16 protein-coding genes are annotated in these 10,773 nt (G+C 53.7%); 6 read left to right on the plus strand and 10 right to left on the minus strand.

Going from position 1 to position 10,773, the window contains the following annotated elements; translation table 11 throughout:
* Positions 1–417: 417 nt before the first annotated feature.
* Complete coding sequence (locus AD928_RS01790; protein WP_062247757.1) at positions 418–1,794, plus strand: IS1182-like element ISGdi16 family transposase; 1,377 nt, start codon at positions 418–420, stop codon at positions 1,792–1,794.
* Between the two features lie 574 nt (positions 1,795–2,368).
* Here AD928_RS01790 and AD928_RS01800 read toward each other — a convergent pair.
* Entirely contained in the window at positions 2,369–3,088 is a 720-nt protein-coding gene (locus AD928_RS01800) for a putative quinol monooxygenase (protein ID WP_062247758.1), read from the minus strand.
* Between the two features lie 159 nt (positions 3,089–3,247).
* Between AD928_RS01800 and AD928_RS01805 the strand changes: the two genes are divergently transcribed.
* A complete protein-coding gene (locus AD928_RS01805) occupies positions 3,248–4,120 on the plus strand; it encodes a LysR family transcriptional regulator (protein ID WP_061498856.1) in 873 nt (290 codons plus the stop codon).
* A gap of 164 nt (positions 4,121–4,284) precedes the next feature.
* Here the strand turns inward: AD928_RS01805 and AD928_RS01810 are convergent, their stop codons facing one another.
* From AD928_RS01810 to AD928_RS01840, 7 genes are all read right to left on the minus strand, one after another.
* On the minus strand, positions 4,285–4,566 hold the full coding sequence (locus AD928_RS01810; RefSeq protein ID WP_010516857.1) for a hypothetical protein: 282 nt from the start codon (positions 4,564–4,566) through the stop codon (positions 4,285–4,287).
* Positions 4,563–4,946, minus strand: coding sequence for a type II toxin-antitoxin system VapC family toxin (locus tag AD928_RS01815; protein ID WP_062247761.1), 384 nt, complete (start codon positions 4,944–4,946; stop codon positions 4,563–4,565). Before AD928_RS01815 ends, AD928_RS01810 begins: the two co-directional genes overlap by 4 nt.
* Entirely contained in the window at positions 4,943–5,281 is a 339-nt protein-coding gene (locus tag AD928_RS01820; protein ID WP_012813325.1) for a type II toxin-antitoxin system Phd/YefM family antitoxin, read from the minus strand. Before AD928_RS01820 ends, AD928_RS01815 begins: the two co-directional genes overlap by 4 nt.
* 7 nt (positions 5,282–5,288) lie before the next feature.
* A complete protein-coding gene (locus tag AD928_RS01825) occupies positions 5,289–5,927 on the minus strand; it encodes a tyrosine-type recombinase/integrase (protein ID WP_062144895.1) in 639 nt (212 codons plus the stop codon).
* Positions 5,928–6,232: 305 nt separating this feature from the next.
* Positions 6,233–6,754: a hypothetical protein gene (locus AD928_RS01830; RefSeq protein WP_062247763.1), complete on the minus strand. Its 522-nt coding sequence runs from the start codon at positions 6,752–6,754 to the stop codon at positions 6,233–6,235.
* A 132-nt stretch (positions 6,755–6,886) separates the two neighbouring features.
* Positions 6,887–7,180: a type II toxin-antitoxin system RelE family toxin gene (locus AD928_RS01835; protein WP_003618711.1), complete on the minus strand. Its 294-nt coding sequence runs from the start codon at positions 7,178–7,180 to the stop codon at positions 6,887–6,889.
* Positions 7,177–7,437, minus strand: coding sequence for a type II toxin-antitoxin system RelB/DinJ family antitoxin (locus AD928_RS01840; RefSeq protein WP_003618686.1), 261 nt, complete (start codon positions 7,435–7,437; stop codon positions 7,177–7,179). The genes AD928_RS01835 and AD928_RS01840 overlap by 4 nt, the downstream gene beginning before the upstream one ends.
* 207 nt (positions 7,438–7,644) lie before the next feature.
* Here AD928_RS01840 and AD928_RS14915 point away from each other — a divergent pair, with 207 nt between their 5' ends.
* Positions 7,645–7,803: a hypothetical protein gene (locus tag AD928_RS14915; protein ID WP_167347333.1), complete on the plus strand. Its 159-nt coding sequence runs from the start codon at positions 7,645–7,647 to the stop codon at positions 7,801–7,803.
* 20 nt (positions 7,804–7,823) lie between these two features.
* Here AD928_RS14915 and AD928_RS14920 read toward each other — a convergent pair whose 3' ends face one another.
* Positions 7,824–8,285: a hypothetical protein gene (locus AD928_RS14920; protein ID WP_167347334.1), complete on the minus strand. Its 462-nt coding sequence runs from the start codon at positions 8,283–8,285 to the stop codon at positions 7,824–7,826.
* 271 nt (positions 8,286–8,556) lie between these two features.
* On the opposite strand from AD928_RS14920, the gene AD928_RS01855 reads away from it, so the two are divergent.
* The 3 genes from AD928_RS01855 (at position 8,557) to AD928_RS01865 (ending at position 10,183) form a co-directional block, all read left to right on the plus strand.
* Positions 8,557–8,775: a hypothetical protein gene (locus AD928_RS01855; protein ID WP_062247769.1), complete on the plus strand. Its 219-nt coding sequence runs from the start codon at positions 8,557–8,559 to the stop codon at positions 8,773–8,775.
* 93 nt (positions 8,776–8,868) lie between these two features.
* Positions 8,869–9,504: a hypothetical protein gene (locus AD928_RS01860; RefSeq protein ID WP_062247771.1), complete on the plus strand. Its 636-nt coding sequence runs from the start codon at positions 8,869–8,871 to the stop codon at positions 9,502–9,504.
* A 337-nt stretch (positions 9,505–9,841) separates the two neighbouring features.
* Positions 9,842–10,183 (plus strand): hypothetical protein, encoded by a 342-nt coding sequence (locus AD928_RS01865; RefSeq protein WP_062247773.1) that lies wholly within the window; start codon positions 9,842–9,844, stop codon positions 10,181–10,183.
* An 8-nt stretch (positions 10,184–10,191) separates the two neighbouring features.
* Here AD928_RS01865 and AD928_RS01870 read toward each other — a convergent pair.
* Positions 10,192–10,773: site-specific integrase (locus AD928_RS01870; protein WP_156470053.1), on the minus strand; the 582-nt coding region annotated here is incomplete at its 5' end.

Below are 10,773 nucleotides of genomic sequence, written 5' to 3' on the forward strand. Positions count from 1 at the left end.
GCGGACAACCCGACAGGCTGGCAGGGGGGTAACGGGCAGTCGAGAGAATGTGACGCAGACCGTCCCCCGTTACCTCAGTGTGAATCAAGCGTTGACGCGTAAGGCGGTCTACCTGTTCGAGAACAAGAGGGAGCAGATCGGGCCAAGAGCCTGTCAGAAGAAGAGAATCAAGCATTGCCCATTATAACCTTTCACCAAAAAACACTTCCAATCTGACATGCTTACTGAAAAACCACGGCGCTAGAGATAGCCAAGTGGGCCGCGCTGCAAAACACACATGAGAAAACAAATACGGCGAAAGGATTTTAAGTGCTTATTTCTGCGCCTTTATGTCTGCAATGGGGGGATAGTGTTGAAAAAGTCGCGCTTGCTTTGAGAGTGAAGCACTGATTCACTCTTCGCAGGAGGAACCTGCAAATGATGGGTGATCGAACAAAAATACAGGAGGCACTGTTCTACGAGTTCCGTCTTGAAGATCATGTGCCAGCTGGCCACCTTTTGCGTTCAATTGATCGCTTTGTCGATCTGGATGGCCTGCGTGAGCATCTTCGCCCATTTTACAGCGGCACGGGGCGGCCTTCAATCGATCCCGAGCTGATCATCAGGATGTTAATCGTTGGCTACGTGATGGGTATTCGGTCGGAGCGACGGCTATGTGAAGAAGTCCATCTTAACCTGGCCTACCGGTGGTTCTGTGGCCTTGGTCTCAACGGCCCTGTGCCTGATCATTCGACATTCTCGAAAAACCGGCACGGACGCTTCCGGGAGAGTGATCTGCTTCGCCAAATGTTCGAAATGACCGTCCGGCAGTGCATCGCCAAGGGACTGGTGGGCGGTGAAGGCTTTGCGGTCGATGCCAGCACGATCAAGGCCGACGCCAATCGGCAGCGCAGTGTTCCGAGCCCTGATAAACTGCCGATCGAGGCAGCCCAACGTGCTGTGCGTGAGTATTTCTCGGTGCTGGACGATGCTGCATTTGGGTCTGCTACGCCCGTGCAACCAAAATATATCTCTCCGGTCGATCCTGCAGCACGTTGGAACGCTGCAAGCGGTGGCCTTGCTTATTATGCCTACTGCACAAATTACCTCATCGACCTTAAATCGGCTGTCATCATGGATGTAGAAACCACGACAGCCATCCGGCAGGCCGAGGTTACGGCGCAACGCAGAATGATAGAGCGTACGCAGGAAACATTTGGAATATGGCCCGAAAGGCTTGCTGCGGATACAGCTTATGGATCCGCTGAAAATCTTGCGTGGCTGGTTCATGAGCGTGGCATCGAACCTCACATTCCGGTCTTCGACAAATCTGCCCGGCAGGACGGGACTTTCGAACGTCGAGATTTCACATATGACCACGTGCACGATCTTTACATCTGTCCTGGAGGACAGGAACTGAAGCAGCAGTGGCGCAAGATCAACTCGGATCAACCAAATGCCTCTCCCGACAACCTACTTCGATACCGTTCGTCGAAACTGGCGTGCGACGTATGCACTCTCAAACCAAAATGCTGCCCCAATCAGCCCAATCGTAAGGTTCTGCGCTCTATTCATGAAGGCGCTCGTGATATGGCCCGCGACATTGCTTTAACCGACGCCTATATTATCTCCAGACGAGAACGAAAGAAGGTCGAAATGCTGTTTGCTCACCTCAAGCGCATTTTGAAGATCGATCGGTTGAGGCTCAGAGGACCAAACGGCGCCCGTGATGAGTTCCATCTCGCCGCAGCTGCCCAAAATCTCCGCAAAATGGCGAAACTGATACCTCCCGGAGCGCCTGCCTTATCCACCTGAGGCAAGAAAGCTGCACTTATGTCGAAGTGGCTTGGCAACACTTTCACTCTTCACCTTGAGTTTTTCAACACTATGGGGGGGCAAGCTGCCCGACCGCTTCTGGGCGCCCAAGCCGGGAAAGCGGCCGTTCAGCAGGCTACTGTACTTTGACCGCAATGCGCCCCCTTTCCGGCCGTTCGACTGCCGCTTGCTGCGTCCCGAAAGCCGACATTGCTCACGGCGTAGCCAAGCGCAAGCCGATTACTTCGGCGTATATGTTCGAATCCCACCCGGTCCGCCACTTTGGTAAAAACCGGGAACGCCGATTCCCGCCGACTTTTCTCCTTTGGTGGCTACCGGCGTCCTCAATAGGGTGTTTTTTGCTGCCCTCGATGTAGATCGCGTCGTCCGCGATCTCGGCGTGTTGGGCGAAGGCGCGGACATGTTCCCGCCGATAGCCGCCCTTTCCAAGCCGGAGGCGAGTGCGAGCTTCGCTTGCCAGTTCCGGCACGGCCGCTTTGGCGTGAATCTAAATTCAAACAGCAAAGCGCCCGATGGATTGCACCGGGCACTTCTTTCTCAAGTCACCTCGAGATTACTTGGCAGCGAGGATATCGAAATTGCGGACGTTTGTTACCACACCGTCGTCCCATCCGCCTGAGACCAATTCTGAAGCCTTTTCATTCAAGAGTCCGGCGACTTGTCCGGCAAAGTGCGCTTCGCGGCCAGAGTTGTCGGCAAAGATGTCGAAGATGGCGAAGTTGTTCTCGTCAATCTGCAGCGCCGCCCAGAACAATGTCTTGGGTTCGGTATCTGCGACGATGGGGCCGGCGGCGGTCAGCAAGGCTGCCAATTCGGGGCCTTTACCTGGAGCGGCTTCGAGCTTGATGTAAGTTGCGGTTGTTGCCGTGTAGAGATCAACCGGCGCCTTTACCGACAGGACATCGGAGTTGTTGATATTCGCGACAACACCGTCGTCCCATCCTCTGTCCACCAACGCGTCGGCGTTTTGGTTCAGAGCCGCAGCAACCGCTCCTGAGAAGTGAGCGTCGCGTGCTTCTTCATCTGCGAAGATGTCAAAGATTGCGAGCGTATCGTAGGCTTGCAAAGCAAACCAAAGTACAGTGCCCGGCTCTGTTTCTCCCACGATGGGTGCGGCACTAGCCAGAAACTCCGCGAAGGCAGCGGTCTGGCCTTCGGCGGCCGGCATGGCGATGTAGCTGGCAGTGTGATTTTCCATTGGGTTGTCCTGTGCAGTTGCAGAAGTTGTGATCAGAGCCAGTGCGGCGCATGTCTGAAGGATTTGCATTTTCATGGTCGTCTCCTGATCTGAAGTGCACCGTGCTTGGTTTCGATGCACTCTTGTCCCATGCCGGATGCTTCGGAATCCAATTCCGAAATTCTATTGTTCGATAGACAAGGACTATCGAAGTTGGTATGAGGTAGTGCCGGAGATGTGACGGAGAATGCGGCAATGGAAATGAACCAGATCAGGTATTTTCTTGCTGTCTGCGAGCACCGAAACTTCACCCACGCAGCCAGTGCCTCCAATGTCTCCCAACCTTCCTTGACGACTGCGATCAAGAAACTTGAAGACGAGCTTGGAGGTGACCTGTTTGTCAGGGACCGTGCGGGATGCAGGCCTACGTCCCTCGGTAAACTCATGCAGCCAAGGTTGCAGAAGGTTCACGATGAGACGCGACAGGCTAAGGCAGAGGCGGTCCGTCATATGCGCCTGGAGCGGGTTCCAATCTCTGTCGGTGTCGGCGAAACGATTGGCCACAACAGGATTTCGGCAGCTATGGAGCGTACTCGTACGCGATTGCCGCAAGCCGAAATCGAATTGATCGTTGCGTCAACCTCCGAGCTTCTTGCCGGGTTACGAGATGGTGAATTTGACGTTGTAGTCACCGCAGAGAAGGTCAGTGAAGACCTCTATCGTATAGACCATCTCTATGAAGAGGACTACAAGGTCGTGGTGTCAAAGTCGCATCCGTTGTCTGAACTAAATGCGATCTCTCTTTCGGCTCTTGCTAAAACTGACATGCTTGACCGCCTAAATTGCGAAATGCGGGATGTTTTGCATGGGGCCTGCGCGGATCATGGTCACGAACTCTACGCGGCCTATCGGTCAAATCGCGTGGATTGGTTAGTTGAACTTGCTCGGCAAGGGTCAGGTGCGGTGATCCTGCCAGCCACCGCTATTCCTTCGGACATGGGCCTGGTGTCGAAACCCATCGATGGCCTTGAAATATCAAGAACTGTTTTGGCCCTTCGATATCGGCACCAAACGACGAGACCAGAGACAAATGATCTGATCCGTGAGATGACGCGCACGCTGGCGTAGTGAGGTCGGTAATCGACATTCGCCCATCGTGCAGCATTCGTCACTTTGGGCTCAGACCAGACTTTCGCGGCATCACACTCGAACGTCCGTTCTACTTTTCTTCGAGATCTCGCCCGCAATCCGTCACTTAGCGCTGGAGAAATTGCGCCAGATTGCGGTGAAGGTCACAGCGAACCACACCCATTGTGTGCGGTGATAGTCGTCGGTGACGAGGCCGTACTCTTCAAGAAGCCACCGCGCCGCGTGAGGCGACCTTCGGCGCGGGTAACAGTGGGTGGGTTCTTTTCAATCTTGAAAAGCCGCTTGATTTCCCTGATGACCTCTTCAGCAGACGGCCCCGACTTTGCCGTCGGGTGGAAGTGAATGAACGGCAGGTTTCGGGCGCCGAACGCGGCGCTCCGAACGGCGACAATGGGGTCGTGTTCTGACGGCAGTTTCTGCTTCACGAACAGCGTATTCGCTTGATGGGGTAATGATCCATTTGTCCGTCTTCCGAAAGAAATGTGGCGTGTTCAGCTTGCGCCTGCGCCATCAGGAGATGGTCAAACGGATCACGATGATGCAAAGGCAAAGACATAAGAATCTGCAGGTGTTCGGGCTGTATTTGCAGCAGAGAGAAACCTTCCGCAGGAATGGCTGCTAGAATATCGTTCATATCCGCATCAAGCTTTCCGATACGGATTTTGATCGCAATCTCCCATAATGATACGATACTCACCAGAATATCGTGGACGGGATCTGCGATAATTTCTCGTGCAGTCTCACCCAGCCGGTCGGAGTCCGAAAGCCACCACAGCAACGCATGCGTATCAAGCAGAACCTTCACAGGTCGCGTTCCATGCTTTCAAGAAGGTCCGGCGGTGTCTCATCAAAATCTTCGCTCATTCTGATCCGCCCACGAAGAGCTCCTGGCTGACGACGGGGACGATAGGAAGGAGCTGGCGGACGCAGTTCAGCGACAACCTGATCGTGAGACGTCACGAGGATCGTACTGCCCTGTCTGACCTGACGCAGATACGCTGTCAGGTTTCCCCGGAACTCCCGAACACCGATTTTCTGTGGTAATGGTGCGTTATCTGAAAGATGCTGGCTCATGGTCTCCTCCCCATGTGTCATCATAACATGTACACATAGGGAGGAGGTAGAGAATTCCTGAGGCATGTTTGTTTCAGAGATCAGTGGCTTCCGACAGTGCCAGAGCGTCCTCGACATCCACCCCAAGGTATCGAACCGTACTATCCAGTTTTGAATGACCCAGCAGGATCTGCACGGCTCGGATATTACCGGTTCGTTTGTAAATCATGGCAACCTTAGTCCGGCGGAGCGAATGAGTTCCATATTCCCCGGCGATTAGTCCCACCGCTTGAACCCATTGATCCAAAAGCCGGGCGTATTGCCTTGTGCTCAGGTGAGCTTTGGCGCTTTGGCGACTTGGAAAAACATACTCATTCAAGCCACCACCTCGATGTTCCAGCCACGCCCGCACGCTTTCTCGCGTTGTTTCTGTAATTTCGAATTGCACAGGTCGCCGGGTTTTCTGCTGGACGACCATGGCTCGGTGGCGCACCTGACCACTGGTAACGATGTCGCCGATACGAAGGCTGACAAGATCGCAGCCTCTGAGTTTGCTATCGAGAGCAAGATCAAACAAAGCTCTATCTCTGACACGCTGTTCGCTCCCCAGCCAGAACCGAATAGCCCAGACGTGCTTTTCTTTGAGCGCCCGCTTGGCGCCAACCATTTTTCCTGCATTCCAAGGCACGGACGCCTTCAGCGTAGGCGATGGAAAACGCGTTTTCTTTTCCATGATACTTTCTCCTGATCAGCTGCACATGCAGCAATCAGAAGTCTGGAGGAGGACATCGGCGGATAACGAGAATTATTGCCGACCGTCCGCTTTACGGAAACTGGAACGGCTCTTCTTATGACTGAGATAAAGGCGACTGCCGCCAGTCTGCTTAATTCTTGAAGCCGACAGGCAGATTTGGGGGGAAGCGGAAGGTCTGCTTCCGGATGTGCTGGAGTACAAGCAGACAAAGGATGGTGCAATTGCATTCCCTTATGAGAGCGGTCATGAACACCGCTTTTTACATAGGCTGGCAGAGGTGGCCACTATCTTGGAGGCGGGTCTGCATTAATCAGAACGTTGCCTGAGACGTTTTTCAAAGGGCTCGCAGGCGAAATGCTAGGATTGGAGGGATAACTATGCCCGTCAAACCGAAGCCGAGCCTCATAGCTGGGAGTAATTCCTCCTCCGGACACCTGAACGCCCAGATCATGCCAACCATGCGAGATCGACGACAGTATGCGGACAGGCAATTTCACAATCGTGATCTTCGTAATCACTCGATAGTTGGATGGAGCGAGCGATAAAACATACAGAACACACCCTCCGCTGCCGCAGAGATTTGCTTCTTTGAAGGTCTCAGGTGTCCGGCTGTCATCTGCCATCGCCAGTGCGTAGATGAGCGCCTCAGAATGACCATCACCGTCAAGATCGGAGAAGGCAGTAGTGTACCGTACCAGCTTGTGGTTTTGCACGAACTTCGCAACTCCGGGCGGATCTGCAGCATTCGCTGCCGTGCTCAGAAAAGTAGCGAGTGCGATTATACCCAGCCCGAGCTTCACCTCCATGCATATCTCCTGATGAAAATCCGATCTTACTATTTTTCTTTGCTCACGTGTATGGCCAGCATCAACTATCACCAATCTATCATTCTACGTCCGACATGAGGCGGGAGCTGACTTTCTACCAAGAAAGTAAATTCACTCTGTTCGCTTCGAAGCCAGTTCATAAATCTCATTATCGGCTCTCCGGCCAACGGCAATTACATAGATGACGATCCGTTCGTCGATGACCTGATAAACAAGGCGGTAACCATCTTTCAGAAGCTTGATCTTATAAAACCCTGATAGGTCGCGATGCAGTTCGTTTCCTGGAGAGTGAGGGTTCCAGATCAGCTTTTCCAGCTTCTTTTCAAATTTCTTACGCACGCTGCCGTCAAGAGCATCCCACTCTCTGAGTGCTCTGTCGTCGAATTCAAGACAATACTCTTTCATTCGCGATGACGGTTCTTAAGCTCTGCAAAAGTCATACGATGCTTTTGGGCAGGGTTTTTTAGGCGTTCGCGCACAATCTCGATAAGCTCCGCATCCTCGTCTGTGACAAGCCTCCGCTTGACGGGAGAGCGACCCGTTTCAGCAATATACGCGAGCGTATCGCGCAGTGCGTCAGAAAGTGAAATGCCTTGAGCTGACAACTTCTTAACTGCGGCTGCCTTCAGCGTTTCATCTACCCGGAATGTAACAGCAGACATACAAAGCCTCCTTGCGTGTATGCACATATGTATCACAGTTGTTGGTACAAATGAAGCGAAAGATGGTCGATGCTGATGTCTGCATTCGAGAAACCTGATCGGTTGCGGAAACGGCAGAAAAGAGGCGGAAGCTGCCTGTCTGCTCTGTTTCCGCTGAGGCAACAGGAGGCGTGCGCCTTCTTCTTGGTCTGGAAGACAATATTCCGTTTGCCCCGCAAAGAACTGACCATAGACCATTTCCCCGGCCTGACGTTTACCCCTCGTATCTCCAGCGATCCTTCCGAGTGCATCGATAATTCTCGCATGGTCATGTCGCTCTCGAATAAAGCGACGCCCAACCCGAACCATTCTGGCGTGCGTCGTTGAGGCATCATGCAAACTGACGATCAGCGCAGCCATTGCTTCAGCGGTTTCTCCTGTCGCGTTAGCAAAATCTCTCGGCAGCTCAAGATATCTTTCTGGGTTAGATCAACGCGGCGGGTGAGGCTCTGACCCTGCATGGTGCTGATACCTGTGTGTTTGTGGAGCTCGACTAGGTTCCAGCGGCGATGCATCAGGCTGAGGATCGCGGACACCGGGCAGGTCAGACGGCGAAAGGCTATCACATCATCACTCTGCTGGCGCATATGCCGGATAGGCAGAATCTGGATGAGTATGTGGCCAAAGTGCTGATTGAAAAACTCGCCAACATCAACACGTTCCTCGACGAAAAGGCTGGTATTGCCGACAGGCGCATCGAGGGAACGGATGCCAGTGTAAGAAGCCGTGTGATCGCCGCCCTGATGTCTGAAGCCCAGCGGACAGAAGTTGAAAAGAACGCTCAGGTCGCGGCCGCGCCCCCGCTCCAAAAAATAGTAACGCTTTTCAGGCCGATACGATCAGTTCGAGTCTATAACGGATTAAGCTGGTATTTTTCAGAAACGAGTCTTGTGAGCTCTGGCAGGGTTAACGGTGTAGTATTTCTCTGTCTGTTTTTATTGTGTGGTCTGGTCCTGATTTTTCCGGGGCTTTGAGGTCTCACACCCTAAATTCCCCAAAGGATTTTGTTCTTTTCCGATCTGGTATCGGGTTTTTGCGTGTGGGTTCCTCGTCCCGCAATATTTGTAAACGAGAAAATCAATGTCTGATCATACAACAATTTCTTCCGCAGTGGAGGCGGATCTTATGCAACTCGTGGCCCTGCACCGGCTGCTTGATTTTGCCATAAGCCAATCGCTCGAAGACAATACGGACGACCGCGTCCTGGAGGGCGTCGTCATTCTGACGCGCATGATTGGACGCAAGGTCCGGTGCGTGACCAGCAAGATTCTGGATGGCGAAGGCTCCGGCTGCGACTGACGCACTCCTCCTCACTCATATCCCATATCCCTTTCTTCCATTAACAGGCGCGCTCAAATCGCGCCTGTTCTCGTTTCATTAGGAAAATAAAGAATGTTTCGCTCTTCAGACGATGCTACGCCGTCTCGTTTTTATCCCACCGAAGCTGATCTGACCACCTATCGGGATCTGGCCCGTGCTCTTGGTGCTCCACCGAGCGAGGCCATCTGCCGGTATCTCGGCCCAGCAGGCCAACATCTGGTGTTCATCGGTGAGTCTGGGCAGCGGGACTGGGCGCGCGTCGATACCCAGGCAAGGGCTCGCTGGCCTGATCTGCCGCCGACAGGAAAGATCGCGTCCAACGGCAAGACACTGGAATCCCTTCCCGAACGTGTCGTTTACCAGATCCTTGAGTCCTTGAAGCACGACGATATGGAAATCGATCTCCATCAGCCGATCATGGCTGACCTCGGGGCGGAGAAGGCGGACCTGACATTGCGCAGGAGAAATTCTGCCTGTTTTATCGAGGTGATCGGTTCCTGTGGACCCAACCGCATTACCAGGAACGACCACGAGTTGCGGGGATTGGAGCGCTTCGAGCGGCGTGAAGCCTTCTACCGCCGTGTTGGCATCACCCCAGTCTGCATCTTTCTCGATCTTCTGGCGCGTCCGGAAGACCTGAAGGCACTCTGCCAGTCTCTGGTGGACCGGGTCGCTGACGACGGGCGGAACAGTGAGATGTCGCTATAAGGACAAGGACCGATGCCTGAGGCGTGGGGTGACCGGAACCGGAGCTCCCACGCCAGGAATGGTAGCGCACGACATCAGTTTTGGTATCTGGAGCGCAATCGAACGATGTCAAAAATTGCGAAAAAACCGTCTTGCCGTTTCAGGAATGTCTCATACCCTGATTGTAACAGGGAAACTGGCGCATGATTCGAGGCTCAAGCCCTGAGCATCGAGTGAAGTCAGTTTCCCTTCATGGAGGTTGTGACAATGTCCGGAACAACAGCGGATGACGGGGATCTGAAAGCACTACCTTGCCGGATCCTATGTTCGATCGGTCTTCCAAAACCGGAGCATCATCATGTCGGCAGCTAAAAGAAAAACTGTCGCAATAGAGCCTCGTGGGTCGTTACGTTACGCGGCTGCTGCGGCATATATCGGCATCGCTGAAGGAACGTTGCGGAACCAGCACGAGACGCTGGGAATTCGGTCGCTGGAAATCGGTCGCATCCGGTGTTTTCGTATCGAGGATCTGGATGATTTCCTTGAGCGGAAGCTCCTTGAGACCGAGAGAAAGCAGCTTCGGAAAAAGCGTCGGGGTCGCGGCGAGAGTCTGGTCTTGGGCGCGGATTTCAGTTTCTGGCTTGTGATCGCGGCCCTACTGCTTGTGGTTCTGGTCAGGCTGTCATTCCTGACAGCCTGACGGAAACGCTAGTCCTTGTCGGCAAAGTTACGCTTCTCATACGCGATGGCTTTGGCGGCAAGATCTTCCGTGTGGGGTTGATAGTACCGGTCCAGAGACTTGATATCTTTGTGACCCGTCACGCGGCGGAGTTCGAGCGGGTTCGTGTAAATCTTTGCGAGGCGGCTCGTCGCCTCATGGCGAAGGTCATGGAAGGTGAGATCCCGAAGGCCAGCTTTCTTCGTCATACGTCCGAACCGGACCGAAAAAGCATCTTTGCTACCAATATCAAAGATGAGATCTCCGGGCCGGCTGGATTTGCGTTGTGCCTGAAGAGTCCGCAGCAGGCGGGCCGCACCGGGTGTCAGGGGACGGATTTCCGGGCCACGTTCGATGGCGCGATGCATGGTTTTCGTTTTTCCCAAGGACAAGGCGTGACGATCAAAGTCAATGTCACGCCAGCGGAGTGTCAGGGCTTCCTCCCGTCGGGTGCCTTGTTCAATGGCGAATTGGACGAAGGTTACATCATCAGGCCAGGGCGATGTTGCCATGGCTTCCAGCAGGCGGTCGTATTCATCGCCAATCAGACGACGGTTGCGCTTCTTGTCTGC

It is taken from the genome of Acetobacter cerevisiae (genome assembly GCF_001580535.1).
Classification (GTDB): Bacteria; Pseudomonadota; Alphaproteobacteria; order Acetobacterales; family Acetobacteraceae; genus Acetobacter; species Acetobacter cerevisiae.